Annotated in this window: 17 protein-coding genes; 9 read left to right on the top strand and 8 right to left on the bottom strand. The window is 38.1% G+C overall.

The genetic code is table 11. The features are described from left to right. Positions 1-3: 3 nt before the first annotated feature. From yidC to ACTJKN_RS09755, 3 genes are all read left to right on the top strand, one after another. Positions 4-1,797 carry a membrane protein insertase YidC gene (gene yidC / locus ACTJKN_RS09765; protein WP_440824500.1) on the top strand — a complete coding sequence of 598 codons (1,794 nt, stop codon included), beginning with the start codon at positions 4-6 and terminating at the stop codon, positions 1,795-1,797. A gap of 236 nt (positions 1,798-2,033) precedes the next feature. Further along, positions 2,034-4,892 (top strand): prolyl oligopeptidase family serine peptidase, encoded by a 2,859-nt coding sequence (locus tag ACTJKN_RS09760; RefSeq protein WP_440824499.1) that lies wholly within the window; start codon positions 2,034-2,036, stop codon positions 4,890-4,892. Between the two features lie 263 nt (positions 4,893-5,155). Continuing rightward, positions 5,156-6,427, top strand: coding sequence for a nucleoside recognition domain-containing protein (locus ACTJKN_RS09755; protein WP_440824497.1), 1,272 nt, complete (start codon positions 5,156-5,158; stop codon positions 6,425-6,427). Between the two features lie 244 nt (positions 6,428-6,671). On the opposite strand, the gene ACTJKN_RS09750 is transcribed toward ACTJKN_RS09755, so the two are convergent. The 5 genes from ACTJKN_RS09750 to ACTJKN_RS09730 all read right to left on the bottom strand — a co-directional run bounded on the left by ACTJKN_RS09750 (position 6,672) and on the right by ACTJKN_RS09730 (position 14,996). After that, entirely contained in the window at positions 6,672-8,093 is a 1,422-nt protein-coding gene (locus ACTJKN_RS09750; protein WP_440824496.1) for a SusD/RagB family nutrient-binding outer membrane lipoprotein, read from the bottom strand. Between the two features lie 10 nt (positions 8,094-8,103). Continuing rightward, positions 8,104-11,280: a SusC/RagA family TonB-linked outer membrane protein gene (locus tag ACTJKN_RS09745; RefSeq protein WP_440824494.1), complete on the bottom strand. Its 3,177-nt coding sequence runs from the start codon at positions 11,278-11,280 to the stop codon at positions 8,104-8,106. Between the two features lie 185 nt (positions 11,281-11,465). Next, on the bottom strand, positions 11,466-11,645 hold the full coding sequence (locus ACTJKN_RS09740) for a hypothetical protein (protein WP_440824492.1): 180 nt from the start codon (positions 11,643-11,645) through the stop codon (positions 11,466-11,468). A 163-nt stretch (positions 11,646-11,808) separates the two neighbouring features. Further along, on the bottom strand, positions 11,809-12,249 hold the full coding sequence (locus tag ACTJKN_RS09735) for a PaaI family thioesterase (protein ID WP_440824490.1): 441 nt from the start codon (positions 12,247-12,249) through the stop codon (positions 11,809-11,811). 290 nt (positions 12,250-12,539) lie between these two features. Further along, positions 12,540-14,996 carry a TonB-dependent receptor gene (locus ACTJKN_RS09730; RefSeq protein WP_440824487.1) on the bottom strand — a complete coding sequence of 819 codons (2,457 nt, stop codon included), beginning with the start codon at positions 14,994-14,996 and terminating at the stop codon, positions 12,540-12,542. Between the two features lie 559 nt (positions 14,997-15,555). Here ACTJKN_RS09730 and ACTJKN_RS09725 point away from each other — a divergent pair. Beyond that, the gene (locus tag ACTJKN_RS09725) at positions 15,556-16,014 is read left to right on the top strand and encodes a MaoC family dehydratase (protein ID WP_029274701.1); all 459 of its coding nucleotides are present in this window, start codon (positions 15,556-15,558) and stop codon (positions 16,012-16,014) included. 2 nt (positions 16,015-16,016) lie between these two features. On the opposite strand, the gene ACTJKN_RS09720 is transcribed toward ACTJKN_RS09725, so the two are convergent. Beyond that, positions 16,017-16,661: a hypothetical protein gene (locus ACTJKN_RS09720; RefSeq protein ID WP_440824486.1), complete on the bottom strand. Its 645-nt coding sequence runs from the start codon at positions 16,659-16,661 to the stop codon at positions 16,017-16,019. An 844-nt stretch (positions 16,662-17,505) separates the two neighbouring features. Between ACTJKN_RS09720 and ACTJKN_RS09715 the strand changes: the two genes are divergently transcribed. Together ACTJKN_RS09715 and ACTJKN_RS09710 are read left to right on the top strand one after the other, a co-directional pair. Beyond that, complete coding sequence (locus tag ACTJKN_RS09715) at positions 17,506-18,195, top strand: phosphonatase-like hydrolase (RefSeq protein ID WP_440824484.1); 690 nt, start codon at positions 17,506-17,508, stop codon at positions 18,193-18,195. Between the two features lie 170 nt (positions 18,196-18,365). After that, entirely contained in the window at positions 18,366-19,856 is a 1,491-nt protein-coding gene (locus ACTJKN_RS09710; protein WP_440824482.1) for a S41 family peptidase, read from the top strand. Between the two features lie 73 nt (positions 19,857-19,929). Here ACTJKN_RS09710 and ACTJKN_RS09705 read toward each other — a convergent pair whose 3' ends face one another. Next, the gene (locus ACTJKN_RS09705) at positions 19,930-20,367 is read right to left on the bottom strand and encodes a hypothetical protein (protein ID WP_440824480.1); all 438 of its coding nucleotides are present in this window, start codon (positions 20,365-20,367) and stop codon (positions 19,930-19,932) included. Between the two features lie 315 nt (positions 20,368-20,682). Between ACTJKN_RS09705 and ACTJKN_RS09700 the strand changes: the two genes are divergently transcribed. The 3 genes from ACTJKN_RS09700 (at position 20,683) to ACTJKN_RS09690 (ending at position 22,991) form a co-directional block, all read left to right on the top strand. Further along, positions 20,683-21,045 carry a SnoaL-like domain-containing protein gene (locus ACTJKN_RS09700; RefSeq protein ID WP_440824478.1) on the top strand — a complete coding sequence of 121 codons (363 nt, stop codon included), beginning with the start codon at positions 20,683-20,685 and terminating at the stop codon, positions 21,043-21,045. 291 nt (positions 21,046-21,336) lie between these two features. Continuing rightward, positions 21,337-22,242: a phytanoyl-CoA dioxygenase family protein gene (locus tag ACTJKN_RS09695; protein WP_440824476.1), complete on the top strand. Its 906-nt coding sequence runs from the start codon at positions 21,337-21,339 to the stop codon at positions 22,240-22,242. 170 nt (positions 22,243-22,412) lie between these two features. Continuing rightward, positions 22,413-22,991, top strand: coding sequence for a hypothetical protein (locus tag ACTJKN_RS09690; RefSeq protein ID WP_440824474.1), 579 nt, complete (start codon positions 22,413-22,415; stop codon positions 22,989-22,991). A 111-nt stretch (positions 22,992-23,102) separates the two neighbouring features. On the opposite strand, the gene ACTJKN_RS09685 is transcribed toward ACTJKN_RS09690, so the two are convergent. Continuing rightward, positions 23,103-25,301, bottom strand: a complete 2,199-nt coding sequence (locus ACTJKN_RS09685; protein WP_440824472.1) for a glycoside hydrolase family 3 C-terminal domain-containing protein — start codon at positions 25,299-25,301, stop codon at positions 23,103-23,105. Between the last annotated feature and the right edge of the window lie 47 nt (positions 25,302-25,348).

The following is a 25,348-nucleotide window of genomic DNA, read 5'->3' as shown; positions in this document are numbered from 1 at the left end:
ATAATGGATAGAAATACCTTTACAGGACTGTTCCTGATTATGATCATTTTGGCAGGATCATTCTACTTTTTGAAGCCGAACGAGGCTGAAATAAAAAAAGCCAAAGAAACAGAGCGTTTAGATTCTTTGAAAAAAGCTGGTGTTACACCAGTACAAAAAGATACAACAAAAACAGCTGCGATTGCTAACCCAGCTGTAGATTCTTTAGCCCTAAAAGGCCCTTTTGGTACCGCAATTACTGGCACCGAAGCCAATACTGTTTTAGAAAACGAGAATTTATTAATCACGCTAAGCAATAAAGGTGGTAAAATTACCTCGGTTGAAGTTAAAGGTCAGAAAACCTTTACCGGAAAACCACTGATTTTATTTGATGGTAACCAGAACAAATTTGGTTTAAGCCTGAACGCTGCTGGCAAAGTAATTAATACAAACGATTTATACTTTACACCAACAAAAACAGGAAATACAGTTACAATGCGTGCCAATTATGGTGCAAACGCATATGTAGAATATGTATACGATTTAAAAGCATTAAGTAACAAAGTAGCTTTCAACATCAATTTAGTTGGCTTACAGCAAGTAATTGCAGGCAACAACATTGGCTTAAACTGGCAGACTACTTTATTACAGCAAGAAAAATCGATCGAAAGTGAGCACCGTTATTCTGCACCATACTATAAATATTTAGATGGCGATGTAGATCACCTAAGTGTTTCTAAAGATGAAAAAGAAGAGTTATCGAAAGGTAAAATCCAATGGTTCTCATTCAAACAACACTTTTTCTCAGCTTCTTTAATCTCGAAACAAGCGTTCGAAAAAGGAAGTTTAGAAGTTAAAATCCCAACAGCTCCTGGCCAGGTTAAGTTTTATGATGCCAATATGCAATTGCCATATGCACATACGGCCAACCAGGTTTATGAAATGGAATTCTATTTCGGAACCAATAAATTCTCTGCCTTAAAAGCTCAGGGGTACGATTTAGAGCAACAGGTTGATATGGGTTACTGGCCTTTAAAATACATTAACCGTTTTATTGTATTGCCTGTATTTAACTTCTTAAACAGCTTTGGCTGGAACTACGGATTAATTATTTTGGTATTAACCATTTTACTAAAAGTTGCTTTATCGCCACTTACTTACAAGTCATACCTATCAATGGCTAAAATGAGGGTTTTGAAACCAGAAATGGACGAAATTAAAGCTAAAGTAGGTGAAGATAATCCAACATTGGTTCAACAGGAATATTTAAAATTATACAAGAAAGCGGGGGTAAACCCTCTGGGGGGATGCTTGCCGATGGTATTACAGTTGCCTTTGGTAATGGCCTTCTTCTTCTTCTTCCCTAACTTGTTTGAGTTACGTGGTGAGAGTTTCCTTTGGATGAAAGATTTATCTACTTATGACGAGTTTATCAAATTTGGCGTAAAAATTCCTTTCATTGGCGATCACTTAAGTTTAATGTGTGTATTGATGACCATCTCTACATTAATTATGACTTACTTTAACAACCAGGTTTCTGGTGCTACAGGCCAAATGAAATACATCGGTTACATTATGCCGGTTATTTTCTTAGGTGTATTGAACAGCTACCCTGCCGGATTAAACTATTATTATTTCTTGGCCAACTTAATGACTTTTGGACAGCAGTTCTTAATCCGTAAAATGGTTGATGATGATAAAATCCACGCTTTGATTCAGCAAAATAAAGCCAGACCAGCTGATGAGAAAAAGAAAAAATCTAAATTCCAACAACGTTTAGATGATTATATGCGTCAGCAACAACAAGCTAAAAAGTAATCTTACTTTGAAATTTTATGACATCCCCGGTTACTTCAAAGTGATCGGGGATTTTTGTTTTGGGCTGAGCGAAAGGGTATGGCGTAAAACTGGGCGCCAAAACCTCTGATCTCTGACCTGTGACTTTCCAACTAAATGCTTTTAATTGTAATATTTGGCATACAAGTTTCCTAATAAGCTAAAAAATTCCAATTTTAGAAGATTAAATCTCAACCAACAAATTAATAAATCTAAAAATGCAAAAGAGACTAACTATTATTCTGTTTTTCGTTGTCAGCTTTGCCTACGCACAAAAGAAACCTCTAGATCATTCGGTATATGATACCTGGGAATCAGTAGGAACAAAGCAATTATCAAATAATGGTCAATGGGCCATGTACAGCATCTTACAGCAAGAAGGTGATGCACAATTGTACCTTACCAATATTAAAACGAATGCGAAGATTAATATACCAAGAGGGATGAACTCTCAGTTTAGTAACGATTCTAAGTTTGCTGCTTTTAATATCCGTCCCTTAAATAAAGATTTACGCCAGGCTAAAATTAAAAAGAAAAAGCCAGATGAATTACCAAAAGATTCGTTGGGCATTGCCAACCTCACCACCAGTGCCGTTACAAAAGTGGCAAGGGTAAAATCTTTCAAATTTCCTGAAGAAGGTGCCGGTGTAATGGCTTATCTAACAGAAAAGCCAGATACAGCAAAGAAAACTGTAAAACCAGCTGAGAAAAAGGATGGTGAAATGGATCTTGCTGATGATGAAGCTGCCGGAAAAGGTAAAACCGACGAAGGAACTGATTTAGTGGTAAAAAACCTTTTAACAGGCACAGATAAAACTTATAAATTCGTTACCGATTATTATTTCAGTAAAGATGGCAAACAGTTGGTTTTCGCCTGTAGCGGATCTAAAAAAGACAAAACGGCTCCCCAAGGTGTATTCTTGCTAAACACAGAAAAAGGTACATTAAAAACCTTAATTAAAGGTAAAGGAAGTTTTAAAAACTTCACTTTTGATGAGGAAAGCGAGCATGTGGCCTTTGTGGGCGAGCAAAGTCCGGAGAAACAGGAGATAAAAAATTACAATATTTATTACAACTCTTTAACACTAGATACAGCGCAGATACTGGTTGATTTTGATATGCCAGGGCTACCTGCAAAATGGTCGGTTAATGGCGATGGAAAAATAACTTTTAGTAAAGACGGCAAGAAATTGTTTTTCGGCATCTCCCCTATCAAAAAACCAAAAGACACCACTATTGTAGATTTTGAGGTGGCCAAAGTTGATGTTTGGAATTATAAAGATGATTACTTGCAGCCTATGCAGCTTAAAAACGCAGATAGAGACGGTAAAAAAAGTTATTTATCGGTGATTGATGTTTATAGCAGTGATCCAAAAGTAATTCCATTAGCGGATTTAAAAATGCCTGATGCCAATCTGATTGCTGAAGGTAATGCAAATCTGGTTTTAGCCTCTACAGACTATGGCCGCAGGATTGAATCACAGTGGAGTGGCTCTACCTCAAAAGATTATTACCTGGTTGATACTAAAAACGGCCAGAAAAAGAAAATCATTGATAATTTAAGCGGCTATGCAATGGCTTCTCCAGACGGAAACTATGTTTTATATTTCGATAGAAAAGCGGGTAGCTGGAATACCTATAGTGTAACCACCGGAAAAGTAACCGTATTAACAGCTGGATTAATAGAAAAATTTGTTGACGAAGAAAACGATGTACCGGATTTACCTTCCCCTTACGGTTTAGCAACATGGACTGAAGGTGATAAAGCTGTTTTAATTTACGATAAATACGATATCTGGTCTTTCTCGCCAGATGGAAAATTGGCACCAAAAAATATTACTGCCGGTTTTGGAAGAGCAAACAATATTACCTTCCGTTACGAAAGGGTACAACAGGATAACAGGTTTGAGCGCAATGCAGATAGCAAATTTGTAAAAGTGAACGAAACGGTTTGGTTAGATGGTTTTAACAATTTAACTAAAGAAAACGGGTTTTACCGTACCAATGTAGGTTTAGCTAAAGCACCAGAATTGGTCGTAATGGCTAAGTTTAAATATTCAAACCTGCTAAAAGCTAAAGATGCTGATGTTTACATTTACGATAAAGCCAATTATGTAGAATCGCCAAATGTTTATATCACTACAGATTTCAAAACCGAAACCAAATTAAGCAATACCAACCCTCAACAAAAAAATTACAATTGGGGCACAGCTGAACTGGTTAAGTGGACCACGCCGAAAGGCTATAAAGCTGAAGGTATACTATACAAACCGGAAAATTTCGATCCAAATAAGAAATATCCGATGATCGCATATTTCTACGAAAAACTAACGGATGGTTTGTACACTTATCAAGCGCCCGCACCTACTCCGTCGCGCTTAAACATTTCTTATTTCGTGAGTAACGGATACCTCGTTTTTGCGCCAGATATTAGCTATGAAACTGGTCATCCAGGTAAATCTGCAGTCGAATTCATCAATTCTGGTGTAGAAAGCCTGAAGAAAAATAGCTGGGTAGATGGTAGTAAAATCGGTATCCAGGGTCAAAGCTGGGGTGGTTACCAAGTAGCCTATCTCATAACCCAGAATAACATGTATGCTGCTGCTTGGGCCGGTGCACCTGTAGTCAACATGACTTCTGCTTATGGCGGTATCCGCTGGGAAACTGGTATGAACCGTCAGTTCCAATACGAAAAAACACAGAGCCGTATCGGTGCAACACTTTGGGAAAAACCAGAACTATATATCGAGAACTCACCACTATTTATGTTTCCGAAAGTAAACACTCCTGTTGTGGTAATGGCTAATGATGCAGATGGAGCTGTGCCTTGGTATCAGGGTATTGAAATGTTTACCGGTCTGCGCCGTTTAGGTAAACCAGTTTGGATGCTGAACTATAATGGCGAAGCACATAACTTAGTTCAACGCCAGAACCGTAAGGATATTCAAATCCGTGAGCAACAGTTTTTCGATTATTATTTAAAAGGTGCGAAAGCGCCAGCCTGGATGACAAGCGGAGTACCTGCAACTGAAAAAGGAAAAACCTGGGGTTTTGAACTGACAGATGATAAACCTTAGCTGAGTTTAGCGTTGGGCGTTTAGCGTGCTTAATTCATAAAACGGCAATTCAATGCTGACATCTAAGAATCTAATCCATGATACAAGCAATATCAAAAGCTTTGTATCATGGATTTTTAATTGAATAAATACGATAAATTCATGCTATTACTCGACAATGAATAGTGCGATCGCTGGTAACTCTCAACTCCGAACTCTCTTCTATGAACTTTCGACTAAAAAAGGTATTTTAACCCATTCAAAAATAAAACTAAACAACCCCAATGGCATTAAGCAGAATTTGGTCAGCATTTATTATTGTGGCTATTGTTGTAGCAAGTATTAAATGTTTCTTTTTCGGACATACGGATATTTTTAACTGGATGGTAATCGGTAAATCGTCCGATCCCTTAAATCCTTTAAAATTAGATGGTATTATAGAAACCTGCTGGATTGCGGTTGATCTTTGCATTAAATTAATTGGAACACTGGCTTTATTTATGGGGCTTATGAGCATCGCCGAAAAAGCAGGTGGTATCCGTTTACTTTCTAGAATTATTGGACCTTTCTTTTCAAAACTTTTTCCAGAAATCCCAAAAGGACACCCATCTATGGGACACATGATCATGAATTTCTCGGCCAATTTATTAGGCTTGGATAATGCAGCCACTCCATTTGGTATAAAGGCAATGGAAAGTTTGCAGGAGCTTAATCCAAATAAGGATGTTGCCAGCAATTCGCAGATTATGTTTTTATGTTTGCATGCCGCAGGTTTATGCTTAATTCCCGTTAGTGTAATTGCCATTAGGTCAACTCAAAATGCGCAAGACCCAACCGATATTTTCATCCCGTGTTTGATTGTAACTTTTGTTGGTACCATGGCTGCCATGCTCATTGTATCCTTTAAACAAAAGATAAATCTACTTCAACCCGTTATCATTACCTGGGTATTAAGTATCTCTGCAGTAGTTGGTTTACTGGTTTGGTACGTAAGCAAGTTAAATGCAGAAAGCATAAAATCATTTTCAGGATTATTAAGCGGTGGAATAATTTTATTGATCTTTTTATTGATTGTCTTGGGTGCACTATATAAAAAAATAGATGTTTTTGATGCGTTTATTGATGGCGCCAAAGGCGGATTTGAAACTGCGCTGAAAATTATTCCTTATTTAGTTGGAATTTTAGTCGCGGTAAGCATGCTCAGAACCAGCGGAACTTTTGATGTGATCATGAGCGGGATTAAAAACATGTTTGTGTTTTTTGGAGCCGACACCAAATTTGTTGATGCGCTGCCCACTGCTTTAATCAGGCCTTTAAGTGGTGGTGCCGCCCGAGGTATGATGGTAAGTACTATGATTTCGAGTGGACCAGATTCATTTGCCAGTAAATTATCAGGTGTTTTTCAGGGTGCTTCCGATACTACTTTTTATGTGGTAGCGGTTTACTTTGGTTCTGTTGGAATAAAAAATACGCGTTATGCCATCGGTTCGATGTTATTGGCTGATTTAGTTGGGGTTTGTACAGCCATAGCACTTAGTTATATGTTTTTTGCGTAAATTGGTTAGTGTTGAGCGCTTAGCGGTTAGCGAAGTAATCGATTATGACCGCAAAATGAATAGCAGAATACTTTAATTCCTCTACCCATCTTAAATTCTTTTAAAGATTCTTCATTGCATTCAGAATGACAAAAAGGAAGGGTTGAGAAGCTATAAAAAAAACCTGTCAGAGAATAATCTAACAGGTTTTTAATATAAACAAGAGCTATAATTTAAACACTAATACGGTATTGATTTAGGGGATTTAAGGTTTATCCCACCAAACCCGGGCATTTAAATCATCGTTACCCAGATAAGGAAAGCCTGCAATTGCAGCTTTGTAGTTCTCGGTATTATTAGCCTGTTCCTGCGTAGGATAACCTTCTCTTCTTGGTATCGGTTTGTTGTTGTTGTTTGGTGCTGGAACCAAAAAGCTAGGAAAACCAGTTCTACGCCATTCGGCCCAGCCCTCATAACCATGCATAAATAAATGCACCCAACGTTGATTACCAATCTGCTCTAATGCGGTAAGTGGGTTGTATATTACAGAAGCATTTAATTTATATGCAGCTAATCCACTGATATCATTATTATTCCATTGCCTTATCGATTGTTCGATGGCCAGATCGTAATTGGTCTTCGCAACAGCATCACCACCAGCAATCCAGGTTCTTTTTGCCGCCTCAGCCAAAGCAAACAAAGCTTGCGCATAAGTAACTAAATAAACTGGAGAATTTTGCTGACGTATTGCTGTGCCCAATAACGAATAATTACCTGGTGTAACGGTAGTAGATAAACCGTAATCTAAGCCAACATAGTTTCCAGCGGTATTCTTCGCTGCGAAAATAGGCAGTCTCGGATCATTTAAAGGCTGCATAAAGTCTACAATCGGTTTACTCACGGCGAACCAGTTTCTGCTGAGTACGGTAAATGAGTTATACCAATAATTCTCCTGAGCGGTAACGGCTAAATGAGGATAAGCTAAATTATCAGTATTAGCAGTCATAATGCCATTAGCTAACGCTTTATTAAATTCCGCACTTCCTTTTGTTGGGTCAACTTTGCTTAAACGCAGCGCCATTAATAAATGAATGGTGTTACCTAAACGTTTCCATTTAGCCACATCTCCACCATAAACAATATCATTTTTTAAGTTACCGGTAACTAAAGAAGCATTGGCTTCGTCAAGTAATGCAAAAAGGCTATTGTAAATGCTCTGTTGAGAATCGTATTTAGGCGTAAAATTGTCCTTTCCCTTTAAAGCTTCAGTATACGGCAGCGGCCCCCACCGATCTGTTGCATGCCACATAAAGTAAGCTTTCAGTATTTTAGCTACCGCAATCTGGTTGGCAATCGGCCCCTCACTTGCGTCAAGTGAAGTATTGGTGATTACGTTTTCCAGGTTAATCATCGGGCCTTGATATAAACCATAAAAATTAAAATTAGTTGTTACATACCTGGAGTTATCAGGAAATGAAGTATTGGATAAATATTGCGGATAATGCACACCGTATGGAGAAGAGCTAAGTGTGGGTAAAAATTGCTCCGAATTGGCAATCAACTGCGTTCCTGATGCCTTAGTAGGATTATTTGGATCTGTATTTATTGAATCCTTAAATTTATTACAACTGCTTGATAAGGTTAAAACCATTAAGCAATAATATATTGATTGATGTAGTTTTTTCATGGTCTTAAATTTAAAATTTGAGGTTTAGGGTTAAACCAAAAGAGCGTACCGTTTGTAGTTCTCCTTTTTCGATCCAGCTAATTGCAGAACTACCAGAAGAAAGCTCTGAAGGATCGACACCTTTAGGCGCTTTTTGCCAGATCATTACCGGATTACGTGCCACCGCCGAAAGCTTAATGGCTTTAAATGGTGTTTTATTCAAAAGCTTCGCATCGAAGTTATAACCTAAACTTAATTCACGGATTTTAATATAAGATGCATCATAAATCCACTCATCATAAAATTTAGTCCCTAAGTTTGTTCTATAATATGTTCTGGCATCTACATAAGCAGTAACGGGCTGACCTGTAATTGAAGATATCCCCGAAACTTTCACACCACCACCGTTCGCAATGGGTTCACGAACGTTAACTCCTTTATCGTTAAGTGCAGCTGTAATTTCTGATTGTCCCGATTTTGCGGCTAACATTTGGCTCCAGCTGAAGAACTTGCCCCCACTCTGGAAACTGAATGCAGCACCGAGATCGAATTTCCAGATTTTAAAATTGTTGGTAATACCGCCTGTATAGTTTGGCACCACACTTCCGAAATCGACCCCAATTACAGAAATAGGCATATTATCTGCTCCTAGAAGGACTTCTCCTGTTGAAGGATCACGCTTATACCCTGGGCCAACTAAGTTTCCGAAAGATTGATTTAGTGAAGAATTTAAAAAGATGGTTTGACTCGAATAGGTATTCTGATCGAGCTGATAAACCCCTATTCCCGGATATAATTCTTTAATCGTATTTCTGTTTTTCGCATAATTCAAGCTAATATCCCATGTAAACAACTTAGATTTAATGGGCTGACCATATAACGTAAGCTCTAAACCCTTGTTTTCTATCAAGCCAGCATTAACCACATATGTTTCATAGCCACTAGCACCAGACACAGATAAATTAATCACCTGATTTTTATTTCGCTGTTGATATAAGGTAAAATCCATCCCCACCCGATTATTCAAAAACCTTAAATCGACCCCGGCTTCATAAGAATTGGCAAATGATGGTTTAAGATCTGGGTTTTTTAGAATATCTGGTACCGTTAAAGAACTGATTGTTCCACTTGTTGCCGGGTATGGGCTACCAAAAGCATAGGTAATTGCGGTTTGAAAAGGATCGAAATCGGAACCGGCAATAGCGTAACTCGCCCTTAATTTACCATAAGTAAGCACTTTTGATTTAATCAGATTACTAAATAAAAAACTTCCAGAAACAGATGGATACCAATAAGAGTTATTTGCAGCTGGTAAGGCCGATGATATATCATTACGGATAGATGCGTCAAGAAAATAGGTATCCTTGTAACCGAACGACCCCATGGCATAAATGCTTCTTACCTGTTTCTGGCGGAGATACGAACTGCTGTTTGGCCGATCTACTGAAGCCGCAATGGTATAAGTGTTTGGACTGGATAAACCTCCGACTGTTGATTGCGATGTTTGGGTAAATTTGGTCGTATAAAGATTGGCACCTGCATTGATGTTGATCGAAAAATCGTTAATATTCTTATTGAACTGCGCTAAAAACTCATAATTATTATCTATTCCATCCGCTTTGGTAATAGCATAGTTATCTAAATTCCGACCACCAAGAGGCTCTTTATGCGTAATATTCTGACTAAACATATCTGAGCGTACAAAACCACTGATTTTTAATTCTGGCAATAGCTGGTAACTCAGATTTACATCACCAAATAAACGGTTACGATCATCATTATTTAATACTTCATAAGCATCAAAAAATGGATTGTTCCAATCACTAGGTTTATTGTTGGTAATTACACCCGCTGTGTTTGGATTTACATTCCAGTTTAAAATCGTACCATCAGCATACCTGTAATTTCTAAGCGTATTAATATCTAGGTTACGCTGGAACCATTGCACAGCGCCTGTAAATGAACCCTGATAACCTTGGGTTGGCCTTTGTCCTGAATTATTGGCGTAATTTACATTGGCACCTACCGTAAGCTTTTTAGTCAAATCGAATGTGGTGCTTAAACTTAAATTATTTCTTTTTAACCAGGTATTTGGAATAGTTCCTTTAGTATAAGCATTAGTATAACCGATTTTAAAAGTAGAATTTTCTGAACCACCAGTAAGAAATATTCCATTATTTACATTTTGGCCTGTTTCAAAAAAGTCCTTAATATTGTTCGGTTGCGGTTCAAACGGACTTAACTGACCATACTCTGGATCCTGTGGATAAAAGCTGTTGATTTTTCTGATTGGAGTACCGTCCATTTTTGGCCCCCAGCTTTCATCATTTCCATTTACATAGTTTTGTCCATTGGTTAGTTTAGAAAAAACCTGGCTATTTCCTACCCCATAAATGTTCTGTAATGGCAAAAAATTTCCAATTTTATCGATAGTATAAGCAGAACTGATATCAATCTGCATTTTGGCACCCTTACCTCCTTTTTTAGTGGTAATTAATAGTACGCCATATTGTCCTCTGATACCATACAGCGCAGACGCAGCAGGCCCTTTTAAAACATTGATCGACTCGATATCATCGGGATTAATATCCTGAGAGGTATTTCCATAATCTACACCATTCTCCGAACCTCCAAAATTATTCTGTGTAATGGGTGTACCATCCACCACCATTAAAGGTGAGCCACCACCAGTTAATGAATTTACACTTCTGATCTTAATTTTTTGCGTTCCGCCTAAACTTGCGCCTGATGAACCAGTTACCTGAACACCAGCTATTTTACCAGCTAACGAACCGATTACGTTTGTTTCCTTGGTCATGGTTAATGCATCACCATCAACCTTTTGAGTGGCATAACCAATCGATTTTTCAGATCTCTTAATCCCTAAAGCTGTTACAACTACTTCTGAAAGTTCTTTAGAATCGGGTAAGAGTTTAACATCAACCTGCGAACGCCCGCCAATGGCCACTTCCCGGGTAACAAAGCCTATTGATTTAAAAACCAGCGTAACATCATTTGAGGTGACAGAAATGCTATAAGTACCATCACCACTCGTAGAAGAGCCATTGGTGCTACCTTTAACCAGTACACTTACGCCCGGAATACCAACGTTGCTTTCGTCGGTTACTTTGCCTTTTACAGTTGTTTGGGCATAGGAAACCACGTAACAAGTTAAAACTCCTAATAGCATTAGTAATTTTTTGTTCATAATGAAAGATTTAGGTTAATTGATTTGTTAAGTTGTTGTTAAAATACACAATTTAACCCATCAAAACTCTTTATGAACTTCGTTTTAGAGGGAACTCAGACGAGAAAAATAGAAAATGCCGCATAAAACAGCAAAACCCCGCAAGTTTAACAAAATTTATGCTGCAACATTTTTATTACGCAGTATTAGCAAGACGGTTGGGGGATAGATATCCTGTTAATGATTTCATCAATAGCATCAGGATCAATCGCTACGTTTTTGGAAGCACACCATGTTTCTGTTTTGTTATCTAACCAGATACAGAAAGAATGGTAACCATCTAAAACAACAGCATAGGTTTCGTGAAAATCATCTTGGATACGCATGCAAAATCCCTTAAAAATTTTGCCTCTAACAATGAATTGCAGGGTGGAATAATTTTCTAACATGGCTCATTATATTTTTGGTTAATTTACAACAAATTATAAACGAGAATGTTTCGTTAATTTAAAGGAATTAATAATTAATTCTTAAACTACCAGGAAAGGCTTAACCTATGTTTAACATGTTGGAATAGCCTTTTGCTATTAAACGCTTTTTTGAAGGTAAAAATATCTCACATTGCAGATTTAATATCGTGCGTCCTTTTTTCACTATTGATGTTTCGGCGATCACTTCATCCCCTTCGCTTGCAGGGGCGAAATAATCGATATAATTATTTACAGTGGTATAACGTTCGTTTAATCCCATTGTAAAAACAGTTGCACCAATTAAATCATCAATAATGCCTGCTGTTACACCACCATGCAAAATTTGATAAGGATTGGTCATTTCCTTACGAATGGTATACTGGCACACCAGTATGCCATGCTCTGCTTTAACTAAAACAGGAGCCAGCCAGTTCATAAAGTTAGAAGGCGAATTGGTAATTATCTTGCCAATTGATTGCTTTAAAAAAGTTAAACGCTGTTCGCTTAAAGAGGGTTCCATATAGGGTAAAAATAGGTAAAATAGTTTATTAGTCGATAGTCCAATATGGACCGCTTGAGATAAAAAAGGTTCGATAGCAAAAAGAAAATGGAAGATATCAAATACCTCCCATTCCCTAAACGAAACATTTAACCCTAAAACATGCTTATATAACCTTGCTATAGTTCTTTTGGAAGCCCATGGTTCTTTGGTCAATAGTTCATCGCGATCACTCCTATTTTCATGGGCAGACATTCTATTGGCTGTAGGCTATTAACGACCAACCATGATCCATCAACCATTTCCCATACTTAAATCGGAATAATAACTTTAAAACTTAAGTTCCTGCCCATATTGTAAATTCCTGATCGGCCATTGGGTGAAGGGTTATAATATTCGAAATATTTTAATCTATTCAAATTTGATTGGTATGCGATATTGAAAATATTATCTGCCTGAAGAAAAATATCACATAAAATTTTTCCTTTTTTAGTTTTTAGTGTTGATCCTACTCCTCCATTGACTAAGGTATAGCCTGGCGTAAAAGTTTCGGTATTATCTAACGCATAAAATTTATCCTGATCAGCGAAAAAAGCAGCATCAATTTTAATATAAGGCTTATCAAAAATGCCAATAGCTTTTTGAGCGGTCGCCTTAATCTCCGTCCTCACCTGCAATGGCGGAATAAAGGGCAGGTATTTAGCTTCCCTGCCATGTTTATTTAATAATTCCTGATTCTGGTTCAACCCTACCACATAAGCCAAACTATTGTTGAAACTTAACCATTTCAGCGCCGAAGGATGTAGATTTACCGAAATTTCTGCACCATATAATCTTGCTTTCGACTGCTGATACTGATAAGTTAGGTTTCCAGGAACTATAACCACTGGATTTCCGTTGGCATCGGTTAAGCGCGATTGATAAATATAATTCTGAATGTTGTTATTGAACAGTTCCATACTTATTTCTGCATCTTTTAAGTAAGCGATAATGCCAATATCTTCCTGAAGGTTAAATTCTGGCTTAAAGGCTCTGTTGCCCAAATACACAATGTGTGCACCGGGATCTAATCCATTAGAACCTATTTCTGTAATGTTTGGTGCACGGTATCCCCTTGCAATATTAGCTTTAATAAGCAGTTTTTCAGAAATGTTATAGGTTAACCCCAAACTTCCTGACAAGCCATAATATTTTTTATCGAACGAAGGGAATTGCAATTTCCCTGTGGCATCAGTAGGGCTCACTTGTTTACCAAAACCTGTTTGTGCATCGGTACCTACGTAAAAATCACTCCAGTGTATATTTCTTCTGTCTATCCTGATTCCACCGGAAACATCAATTTTACCCATCGATTTCTTTGCGAAATAAAAAGCACCGATATCGAAAAGATCATAATCGGGAATGGGAAAATCGGTAGCAGCCTTGCTCCTGTTTCCCTGGTACATGCCATTTACCCCAATGGTACTTTCGATACCGGCAAAATCGGGCAGGTTGTATTTAAGATCGTAATTAAAAGTGTTTAATACTACATAAAGGCCGGCCTGACTTGGCAATGTAGGGTGATTATATTCTCTCCTTACACTTTGCTGTCCGCCAATCAATAAGTTTAAATCACTCGTTCCAAATTTAAACTGACTGATGTTATAAAACCGGTAATGTTGAATGTGCTGGTGTAAGGGATTAATGGAGTAGCTATTCAGATCGCTTTCAGACACAACAGGTCTGTTTTTAATATCATCTCCGTCATCCAAAACCTGTCTGGTAAATCGTCGCGATAAAGAATCTCTGCTGCCATCAGGAATTTCCATTAAATTATCGTAGTAGGTAAAGGCAGTTTTAGAAAAACCCCAAGCTTTATCTACCCTGGCACTGGCAGATAGATTGTATTCTCTAAAAGCTGTTCCGTAAACCAGTCCATCAATTCGATTTTTGTAATTATGCGCCGTTTTCCCTGTTGCTCTAAATGTATACTTCCAATCATTTTTAATGTAGGCCAATCCGAGCGACGAGCCAATCATCCCATTGTTGCTTTGGTAGTTTGCAGTAAAATCGCCTTTCAACTTACCATCTTCAAAATTCGGACTGTTAGGAATCATATTAATTACACCCGCTAAGGCATCAGAACCATAGGTTAAACTGGCCGGACCTTTTACAACTTCAGCCCTTGTAATACCATATTCATCTACCTCAATGCCATGTTCATCGCCCCATTGCTGTCCCTCCTGCCGTAAACCATCATATAAAGTTAACACACGGTTATATCCCAAACCTCTAATAAAGGGTTTAGAAACATTTGGCCCTGTGGTAACTGCTGTAATTCCAGGAACGCCTTTAACAATAGCTTCGATCAGGTTCGTGTTTACATTTTGGTCCATTGATTTTTTGGAAAGCACGGCAATAGGTACAGGGCTTTTACGCAGCTGCGTGGCGCGGTTAACCCCGGTAATTACCACATCGCTTAAATCAGATGCGAGGCTTAACAGATCAGCGTTAACCAGTGCAGTATCTCCTTTTAACATTACTTTAATTCTTTTAGATTGATAACCTATGCCCGAAAAAATGAGGTCGTAATTTCCGGATGGAATACCACCTAATTGATAGGTTCCGGAAATATTTGATTTGGTAGATCTATTAGACCCTAAAATTTTAATGGTGATATTCTCTATAGGTTCATTTTGGGAGGTGACCAAACCTTTAACCATAACCTTTTGCGCGATGGCATTTAGCGATATAAAAAAACAGAGGCAGTATAGTAAGAATGGCTTCATGAACAAAAATGGTTTATCTAAATATAATTTTAGACAAATCTAAATTTTAATTTAAATATAGCAAATAAAATATTTAGATAATATTAACCTACTTAAAATCAAAATATTCAAGCAAAAAATAAAAGTACTTTACGTTGGTTGAAAGGTGTTTTTTTCAGAACTCGAATAATAATTAGGAAGACATTCCATCATCCATTTTATATTTCCCATCGTACATTCTCCATCTTATGCTATATTTCCGCTAATGCCATTTGTTAGCCCATTGGTCAGATTAGCATCTTTCGTTTCCGGTTGCTTCTTTTTTAAAAAATTTAATCGATTTTGAATAAATAGCGATGACACTTATCTGACTGATTATAAACAACCTGCACTTGCTGTTCACAAATCCACGCAAAATGGGTAGAAAAATCTTTTGAATATTTTCAATCATATCCTGCAAATACACCGTTATTATGATTATCATTGAATACAAAAGCGTGAATAAAACTATAATACCTAAAGGATTGTTATGCCTAAAGGAGTTGTAAACAGTATTAATCCTATAAACAGAACAGAATATATGTTGGTGATCAATAATTTTGAAGAGTATGAATCGCATCTAGGTAAAGAACTAGGTGTTTCTCAATGGCATACCATAGACCAGGAACAGATTAATAAATTTGCCGATGCAACCTTAGATCATCAATGGATACACACCGATCCAGAAAAAGCTAAAAATGAAGGGCCATTTAAGGCAACAATAGCACATGGATATTTAACCTTATCCTTAATTCCATATTTATGGAAGCAGATTGCGGACGTACGTAATATTAAAATGGAAATCAATTATGGAATTGAACGTTTTAAATTTGGTCAGGCAGTTTTAGTGGATAGCGAAGTACAACTAAAAGCAAAATTAAATTGCATTAGCAATTTGAGGGGAATAACTAAAGTTACGATTCAAGCTACGCTTGTAATTAAAGACCAACCCAAACCAGCATATGTGGGTGATGTAGTATTCCTGTATCACTTCATCTGATATCATTCAATTTTGGCTACATAATTACGCTTAGTTTTTAAACCGGGATTTTTGATATCGGGCAATTTGATTTTGGCTAGCGACATTTCTATCGAAACAGATGCATTTCGTTTCCTGGCTTCGATTGCTATGCTTGAAGTGATATTTTTTAGGGTATTCAGTGCTGCAAAATACTGACGGTCTAGTGTTTTAATGGCATTCATATCGCGATTTTTCTGTTGATATTCCAGGTTTGCTTTTTCACAACAATGCTGCTGAATCTGATCTAAGCTTGCTAACTTTTCGGTTATTATAGATAGCGCTGATGCAGATAGCTTAAGCCCTTTAATGTCAATAACTTTACCGCCCATAACTAAATAATTTAACCCATTAAACGATATGGTTTTGAGTGGAGAATTGTTAATGATTGCCGTGGGTTTTGGAAGCTGTTTTTTTGAATTAAAACCATATTCAATCAGCGCTTTGTTGTAACTAAACCGATCGGCTAAAAGTGAATCTATTAACTGGTTGCCATCCATTCTTTCACTATTCTTTATTTGCTCAGCAGTTGTACCGATGGCATGAAAAGCCGTCAAACGCTGAATTGAGTTACAGCTAAAACAAATAAATAAGATAAAACCTAAAAAAGGCAGACTTTTATTTTTCATGCTCAACAATTAATCTAATGCAAATTATGGAATTAGCGGTTTATTGTCCTTCACAATTGATGGACAATTTGCTTTACATTTTTTTTAAGCTTTGCTGTAGAAAAGGTATATTCTTGCCAGCAATTATATTATGTTCTATGTGAATAAATAAAAGCTATACTGACAAATAACGGGTGAAAATCCTGTTAAAAAGGACGCTCTCTTTCAGCAATCCTTAATGTTGGTCCTGTTATAGGAGCCAGTTTATCACAAATATGAGAATACAAAGATGGACCAGCCGTGCTGTGCTTCAGACGCTCCAGGAGGGTGATTATATTACATACGAATCATATTCGGGACGGATAAAAAAAATAGAAGTGCATCATTTTAGAAACGAACAACATTTTTATATTAAACTTTATAATTTAAAACAAACCATACTGATTATCGCATGATCAATATTTAAAAACCAGAAATCATTTTAATGATCCACGTAAATCGTACTGGCGAATGCACAAACCGATCCGAGTAATTTTGATATTTTCAATTTTACAATTAACACCCCTATTAACCGCTTAAGTTAAGTGGCTTTTTTGAATACTTTCTTTGAGCAGCGCAAATTCGTAATTAATGTAGGGTTGCATTCTCATACTTTTCTTTTTCAGCTAATTGAAATCTGGCTAACCTGCTCCATCCTTCCTTAACGACTAAACAATAATTCAAAAATGATTTTTAATGTTTAGCTAAAGTAAACAAATGTTAACCTAAATGTTAACTATTACTAAACATTTGTTTAGCAAAAAAACCGATAGTATATTTGACGACTAAGTTCAGAAATTAATTCAACTAAATAACAGAAAAGCAAATGTACCCTGAAATTAAAATGGTAGTATTCGATATGGCTGGCACTACAGTTAACGAGAACAACCTGGTTTACAAAACGCTAATGAATGCAATAAATGCCGCCGGCTTTTCTTATACCCTTGATCAGGTTCTTGCTGTTGCAGCTGGAAAAGAAAAGAAAGAAGCAATCAGATCGGTACTTAAAACTTACGAAGGCACTTTTGATGAAGCCATGGTATTCGATATATATGAAGAATTTATCGGCAAACTGAAACTGGCATATGAAACTGAGGAAATTTTACCTCAACCAGGTTCGATTGAACTTTTTGAAAAACTTCGCAAAGAAGGAATAATTTCGGTGCTTAATACAGGTTATGACAGGGTTACAGCAGAGGCTATCCTGAGCAGACTAGGTTGGAAGGCTGGTGCTGAATTCGATACACTTGTTACAGCTTCTGAGGTAGGCCAAAACAGGCCAGAACCTGATATGATTTTATTGGCAATGAGGCATCATGGCCTAACCGAAGGTAAATCAGTTGTTAAGGTTGGAGACTCAAGTATCGATATTGAAGAGGGTAAAAATGCAGGTTGCGGCCTAAGCATTGGTATTACCACAGGCGCACACACAAAAAAACAATTGGAAGAAGCTAAACCTGACGCGGTAATAGACAATTTAATGGAGATCCTGACCATGATAACCAAACAGAACTAAATTACTAAGAGTCTGTTTCAAAATGAAATAGTTTTTTGCTTCTGGAAAAAGGCGAACAAATTTTGGGCGTTGTGTTATCAAGAAATGAAGTGTTTTTACTGAAACAGTGATTTGAATTTACCTGTTTTCTTTTTAGCTTAGCACACACAATCCTACCAAAAACGCTTTTCATGAAAAATATCATCTTCTCCATTTCTGCGCTGTTATTTTCATTAACAATTTCTGCTCAGATCAAAAATACAGGCTTCGAACAACCCGGAACAAAGGATCACAATTTACCTGCAGATTGGGGAGTGATGAATAAAAAAGGCTACTTGATTAATTTGGACAGTACTCAAAAATATACAGGTAACTATTCGGTTAAAGTGTTTGGTACAGATAGCCTTTCCCGCGACTTTCAGGGCATATCCCAATCCATTAGTTTTCAAACCGATAAAATTAAACGGGTGGGCCTCAGTGTAAATATCCGTACAGAAGATGTTAAAGGATATGTTGCCATTTGGTGCCAAATTTGGGACAGCAAACAAAACAAAATGGTGGGTTTTGAAAATATCATTTCACAACAGCCTAGAATTACGGGTTCTGCCGACTGGAAAAAATACACATTAAACCTCACCCTTGGTAAAGAAGTAGACCAGCTAGTTTTTGGAAGTTATCTTGCAGGGAGTGGCTCGGCATATTTTGATGACTTCAGCATCGCAGATAATAAACTTTCAGATACCCCGCCTAGCGATTCGGTCAAAAAGTATATTGATGTCTTCAAAGCGGTGATCAAAAAGAATTCTATCTATCGCGATTCGCTCGATTGGCTACAAATTGATAGCGATATCGCAGAACTATCAAAAGGCATGAAACGGACTGAAGAGGCCCGAATGCTGACTGGCTATATATTGGGCAAACTTAGGAAAGCTGGAGATAACCATTCCTTTATTCAACCTAAAGCCATAGCACAAGCCTATGCTAAGACCAATACTGTTGCAGCAAAAGTTAGCTCAGAGCTTATTGCAGGCAACATCGGTTATCTTTCTATCCCTGCATTTGGTTCTACTGACCAAAAGACCATGGACGATTTTGCCAACGATATCCAGCAGCGCATTCAAATGCTTGAAACGGCTCAGAAAATAGATGGCTGGATTGTGGATCTGCGGAGAAATGGTGGTGGTAACATGTACCCTATGATTGCAGGCCTTGGACCACTTACAGGCGAAGGCATACTAGGTTATTTTGTTATTGGCACAGGAAATCACAAAAAATATATTCAATGGTCTTATAAATCAAAAAAAGGCAAAAACGGGTCAATGTTAGGTGTAACGCTTAATGATCCTTATAAATTGAAGAATACGAATGCACCTGTGGCTGTGCTCATTGGCCCCGCAACGGGAAGCTCAGGAGAGATGACTGCTATGTCGTTTATTGGAAAACCTGGCACCAAGCTCTTCGGACAACCTTCTAGTGGCCATACGACCGCCAACCAGTCTTTTCCCCTATCCGATGGTTCTATGCTCTTACTAGCAGTTAGCCTTACAGCCGATCGAAACAAAAAAGAGTTTAAAGGTAAGATCCAACCCGACGAAATAATCGCTATCGACAATGTTAGCGATAAAACCCTCTCGGCTGCCAAAGCATGGATAAGCGAAGTCGGTTTATTAAACAATAAATAACTTATCCCCTTAGTAGCCATTTTTTCACTAAGCGGATAAGCTATAAAACTAATGGCAATACCTTGCTTATACACTAGTTCTTCAGAAACTTAATTGTAGTTGGTACAGGGCCATCGGCCGGATAACTTAAAAAGTTAACCGTAAGCACATTGCCGGCGATAGTAAAAGTACCGCTATCAAAAAGCGACTGTTCGACAGCTCTAACTTCTGGTTGCTTTTTAGGCTCAATGAATACCTGGCTTTTGACAATAGCGGTGAGCTTATTCCCGCTTACCGAATAAGTTCCTGTTGATGTAACGCCTCCTTGCAATCCGTAATAAGTAAAGTGCATGGTAAAGGTACCGTCTGCACTAAAGAACAGCTTCCGCTGGAAATCAGGTGAAACAGGTGTTTCGGTCCAGCTGCCCACAAGTGGCAAAAGCGCTGCCGGTTCAGGTTTCTCTTTTTTACAGGCAGTAAAAACAATTGTACAGATCAGTATTAGGCTAAAAGCCTTTAAGATTATTTTCATAGCATTAATTTTGACACAGAAACGGGTCAGGCTATTAAATCGCTACAAGAAAAAAACAGTTAATCAAAGCTTAACATTGGGGTAATACCTTTGGCAACATATTGTGCACCAGGTCCCATGTGCTTTTAAATATTCGTTTGCGCTGTTTTTTTAGCTGCCAGGATTTCTATTTTGCCTAAACAGCTAATTTTTATCATAAATTTTAATGACTGCAATCTTCTTCGCTAACACTTCAACTTTACCTAAACTTTAAACCTTTTAAACAGGTAGAGCGTTTATTTTTAGATAACTTAGATCATAACTAAATATAAGCATATGAATACTCAGGAAGTAGCTGACAAGCTGGTGCAACTTTGCCGCGAAGGCAAACACGAACAAGCCATTGATGAACTTTACGCCGACAACGTGGTAAGCAAAGAGCCAAAAGGCTCGCCAATGGAATTAACAGAAGGCAAAGATGCCGTTAAAAAGAAAACCATACAATGGGAAGAAAGTGTTGAAGAGATACATAGCTCTTCGTGCTCAGAACCAATTGTAGCAGAAAATCATTTTGCTGTTGTAATGAACATTGATGCCACTTATAAAGCCCATGGAAGAATGCCTATGAGTGAAATCTGTGTTTATGAGGTTAAAGATGGAAAAATCGTAGCCGACGAGTTTTTCTATCGTATGGGTTAAAATATTAAAAGCCCCGATATCCATCTGGGCTTTTATAATCAACTAACCTAAACTTATAAATACTAACCAAATATTTATACCACAAAACTAATGACCAATTATTAATTCAGTGTTAAATATTTATCAATGTTATCTAAAATTGGTAACACCGCATTCGCTCATTAAATCGTTAGAAACCGCTTAACGGGTAAAAAATAATCAGAATCAAATTTGCTCGCCTGTTCCACGAAGGAAAATGTTTTATTACCTTTAAATAAATGAGCAATTTCTAACCATAAACGAATAAAATTGATGACAATTCCCAATCAGCAAGACCTTTCAAAAAAACATCAACTCATTTCCGATCTGTTTAAATGGCCCACCAAAGCTTCTGAGTGGGAACAATATAAGCTCAGCAACGAGCAACTTGATTTTTTTAAAACGTTTGGATACGTTAGTGATATAAAGTTATTGGAGGAATGGCAGATTGAGCGGCTAAACAAAGAATTAGCAGAAATTATAGATCCTGCACACCCATTAAACGGGCTTTTTCATGAGTTTCACAGCAATGAATCCACAGATCCTAATTCAGTATTATTTCATGCTTTGGGCGCCTGGCGCATTACCGAAAGCTTTCATGATGTAATATGGAATCCGGCTTTTGCGATGGCGGCCAGTCAGATTTTAGGCAATAAAGGTGTACGTTTCTGGCACGATCAGTTGTTCTGTAAACCAGCAAAACACGGAGGAGTTGTAGCCTGGCACCAGGATTATTCTTATTGGACACGCACCGGCCCCATGCAACATTTAACCTGCTGGGTCGGATTGGATGATGCAACCACTCAAAATGGTTGTTTATATTATGTACCTAAAAGCCATAACTGGGGCTTATTGGATAAACCAGATTTAGCCGGTGATATGGAAGGCTTAATGCAGTATTTAACAGAAGCGCAGAAAGCAGAATTTAATCCTGTTCCTATCGAACTTAAAAAGGGATATGCTACGTTTCACCATCCTTTGATGGTTCATGGCTCGTTCCAAAACAAATCACCACGCTCAAGAAGTGCTTTCGTTTTAAATGTATTTACTGACGGGACCGAATCGAATACCAACGAGGCCTTACTTAAAGGGGTGGAACCTGTTAGGGCAGGCCATAAAATGGAGGGGCAGTTTTTTCCTTTGATATTTTCTCCCGATAGCCTAATGTCATTAAGTTAATCAGAGTGATGGTTTAAACACAGCCGTAATTGTGATTTAAATATAAATATACCGGTACAAAGAAAAATTTAACTCCCTCTTGATGATCCATTTATAATAAAACTATCCATTCGCTTCCAAAGGCGCTTTATATCACTTCAACTAAGCCGTACATTTGCAAAAAAGACACAATGAACGATATCACAGATTACCCAGTGCTGGCATATGTTGTTAAGCTCATTAAAAACACCATAACCGACATCAAAACAGAATATATTGCCCCAGCTAGCGTAGAACTTAAGGACGGTAATGATACGATATACCTCCAACAGCGATCGGATGAAAACGGTAACCCTTCAACAATTTTCATCAAAGACCCTAAAGATATCATCTTTAGTGAAGACCTGCTTCCCTCTTTGAAGAACCTCCAGGAAGGAGCTGAAGGAAAAATAGCACATGCGCTATTGAATGCCAGGGTAATCATCAACGAATTAGATGTAGAAACACACCTGATCTTCCATGCCGTAAAGGATCATTTTGACGAGATTAGCAACAGCTATGAGTTTTCTAAGGCAATTGAAAAACAGGCAGACAAAATAAAAAGTAAATTTAAGTTTGGCAGTCATGCCTTTGAGCTTACTGTAACCAATCATACGCAGCTGATCTCCGTTACAGCAGATTTCCCTCCTTCATTTGACGAGTCTATCAAAAAAACCATCGAAAATGACGCAGCTAAGGTTCAACTGGCTATCAACAAAATATTTAGATAAAGTAACGATACCAGCGTATAAAGATTGAAACCAAAAAGAAATGCCCTAGCTTGTTGCTAAGGGCATTTCTCCAAATAATACTGTTTTATTTTGTTTCTTCTTCTCTACCGGTTATTTAACAGTTATCTTCAGTTTCTGGGAAATATTATTGGATGAATTTCCAAGCTGCAGGATAAAGTCTCCAGGTTCAACGTTCCAATCCTTTTTACTTTCATCATAGAAGGCAAGATCTGACACTTTTACATCCATTTCAACAACTTTCGTTTCCCCTGGCTGCAGGAATACTTTTTCAAAGGCTTTCAGCTCTTTTACCGGACGCGGAACACTGCAAACAGGATCGTTCACATACAACTGAGCAACCTCAGCGCCATAGCGCGTTCCTGTGTTCTTCACAGTAAATCTGACCTTGATGATATCGTCTTTACCATAAGCCGGTTTATCTGCAGATAGAGCGCCTAAATTAAAGCTGGTGTAAGAAAGGCCGTATCCGAAGGCGTATTGAGGCACTATTTTTTTTGTATCAAACCAACGGTACCCGACCAAAATATCTTCCTTGTAATATTGGTTAATACTGTCTCCGGGATAGGAAATTTTACCATAAAAGTGTGCACCATTATCTTCCAGCTTTTTTGGAAAAGAGAATGGCAGCTTACCCGAAGGGTTTACCTCGCCCGAAATAACATCAGCCAATGCAGATCCAGCCTCTGAACCAAGATACCATCCCTGAATAATAGCTGGCACCTTATCTACCCAAGGCATTGACACTGCATTACCGCTAAGCAGCACTACAGCAGTGTTTTTATTTACTTTCAATAAAGCATCAATCAGTTTATCCTGCCCGAAAGGAAGGCTTAACGATTTACGGTCGCCACCTTCACAATCCTGAAAGTGGTTTTTATTCAGTCCTCCGATAAAGAATACAACATCAGCATGTTTAGCAACTTCGATCGCCGCATCCATCAAAGAATCAGCATTTAGCTTAGATGGTTCTTCTCGTCCGTACATTGATGGTCCCGAAGCATATCCAAGACTGTAAACCACATGGTCTTTCCCATATTTAGCGATCAATCCATCCAATGGCGATTTTTCATAAGCCACCTTCAGCGATGATGATCCCCCGCCGATGACCAGACTGCGATCGGCATTTTCGCCGATAACAGCAATCTTTTTGAATTTACCGTTTGTAACAGGAAAAAACTGTTTATCATTCTTTAAAAGCACAATTCCTTCCTGAGCAATTTTACGCGCAGCTTCACTGTGTTCGGGAGAAACGAAACGGCCAAACGGGCGGTTGGCGCTCATGGTAGTACGGAAAATCAAACGTAATATCCGGCGGGCTTTATCATCAAGCAAAGCAATATCATATTTCCCCTCCTTAATACCTTTAAGGAACGGGTTGGCCAGATAGTATTCAGAGTAAGGAAACTTTCCCTTGGTTGTTAAACCATCAGTGTAGGTACCCATTTCGAGATCCAGCCCGTTCCTAACTGCTTGATCGGTACTATGTACACCTCCCCAGTCACTAATCACCACCCCATCGAATTTCCAGTCTTTTTTTAAGATTTTATTCAAAAGCAGGTCATTGTGGCAACAATGTTCGCCTCTAAACTGATTGTAAGAACCCATAATCGACCAGGCTTTCCCTTCTTGCACTGCAGCCTTAAAAGCAGGTAAATAAATCTCATATAATGCACGGTCGCTCAGATCAACATTGATGTGCCCACGCCACTCTTCCTGGTTATTTAATGCAAAATGTTTTACACATGCCGCTACGCCGATGGATTGAACGCCCTGAATGTAAGGCACAACCATGCGTGAGCTGAGATAAGGATCTTCGCCCAGATATTCAAAATTACGCCCGTTTAATGGTGTACGATAAATGTTTACCCCAGGCCCCAACAATACGGTTTTATTGCGGTAACGCGCTTCTTCTCCGATTGACTTGCCATAAAGCAGCGATAATTTAGGATTAAAGGAAGCTGACAGACAGGTAAGTGCCGGAAAGGCTGTACACGAATCGTTTGTCCAGTTGGCCCCGCCCCATTCATCCCATAAAACTTCCTCACGGATGCCGTGGGGCCCATCATCGGTCCAAACTTCAGGAATTCCTAAGCGGGGCACGCCTTTTGAACTAAACTTAGACTGGGCATAACAAAGCGACACTTTTTCTTCGGTGGTCATTGCTGAAAGTGCATTTTCAACCCGCTCTTCTATGGGTTTATTTATATCAAGGTAAACAGGCAGCTTTTGTTGCGCATTAACCATTAACCAGGCTCCTGTTGCTACTACAGTTAAAAATATCGATTTCATTTAATTATATTCTTTTGTGTTTAGTTTTTATCGTTTTTGCCCGAAAG

It is taken from the genome of Pedobacter sp. 22163, assembly GCF_052045595.1.
Taxonomy (GTDB): Bacteria; Bacteroidota; Bacteroidia; order Sphingobacteriales; family Sphingobacteriaceae; genus Pedobacter.
This window is presented reverse-complemented; position numbering and strand designations above follow the sequence as displayed.

Excerpts from the sequence above, each read along its gene's own strand:
- ACTJKN_RS09720 (WP_440824486.1), bottom strand. The coding sequence starts at position 16,661 with ATGAAAAATAAAAGTCTGCCTTTTTTAGGTTTTATCTTATTTATTTGT.
- ACTJKN_RS09745 (WP_440824494.1), bottom strand. The coding sequence starts at position 11,280 with ATGAACAAAAAATTACTAATGCTATTAGGAGTTTTAACTTGTTACGTG.
- ACTJKN_RS09690 (WP_440824474.1), top strand. The coding sequence starts at position 22,413 with ATGAACGATATCACAGATTACCCAGTGCTGGCATATGTTGTTAAGCTC.
- ACTJKN_RS09695 (WP_440824476.1), top strand. The coding sequence starts at position 21,337 with ATGACAATTCCCAATCAGCAAGACCTTTCAAAAAAACATCAACTCATT.
- ACTJKN_RS09735 (WP_440824490.1), bottom strand. The coding sequence starts at position 12,249 with ATGGAACCCTCTTTAAGCGAACAGCGTTTAACTTTTTTAAAGCAATCA.
- ACTJKN_RS09740 (WP_440824492.1), bottom strand. The coding sequence starts at position 11,645 with ATGCGTATCCAAGATGATTTTCACGAAACCTATGCTGTTGTTTTAGAT.
- ACTJKN_RS09705 (WP_440824480.1), bottom strand. The coding sequence starts at position 20,367 with ATGAAAATAATCTTAAAGGCTTTTAGCCTAATACTGATCTGTACAATT.
- ACTJKN_RS09685 (WP_440824472.1), bottom strand. The coding sequence starts at position 25,301 with ATGAAATCGATATTTTTAACTGTAGTAGCAACAGGAGCCTGGTTAATG.
- ACTJKN_RS09730 (WP_440824487.1), bottom strand. The coding sequence starts at position 14,996 with ATGAAGCCATTCTTACTATACTGCCTCTGTTTTTTTATATCGCTAAAT.
- ACTJKN_RS09725 (WP_029274701.1), top strand. The coding sequence starts at position 15,556 with ATGTTGGTGATCAATAATTTTGAAGAGTATGAATCGCATCTAGGTAAA.
- ACTJKN_RS09755 (WP_440824497.1), top strand. The coding sequence starts at position 5,156 with ATGGCATTAAGCAGAATTTGGTCAGCATTTATTATTGTGGCTATTGTT.
- yidC (WP_440824500.1), top strand. The coding sequence starts at position 4 with ATGGATAGAAATACCTTTACAGGACTGTTCCTGATTATGATCATTTTG.
- ACTJKN_RS09700 (WP_440824478.1), top strand. The coding sequence starts at position 20,683 with ATGAATACTCAGGAAGTAGCTGACAAGCTGGTGCAACTTTGCCGCGAA.
- ACTJKN_RS09760 (WP_440824499.1), top strand. The coding sequence starts at position 2,034 with ATGCAAAAGAGACTAACTATTATTCTGTTTTTCGTTGTCAGCTTTGCC.
- ACTJKN_RS09710 (WP_440824482.1), top strand. The coding sequence starts at position 18,366 with ATGAAAAATATCATCTTCTCCATTTCTGCGCTGTTATTTTCATTAACA.
- ACTJKN_RS09750 (WP_440824496.1), bottom strand. The coding sequence starts at position 8,093 with ATGAAAAAACTACATCAATCAATATATTATTGCTTAATGGTTTTAACC.
- ACTJKN_RS09715 (WP_440824484.1), top strand. The coding sequence starts at position 17,506 with ATGTACCCTGAAATTAAAATGGTAGTATTCGATATGGCTGGCACTACA.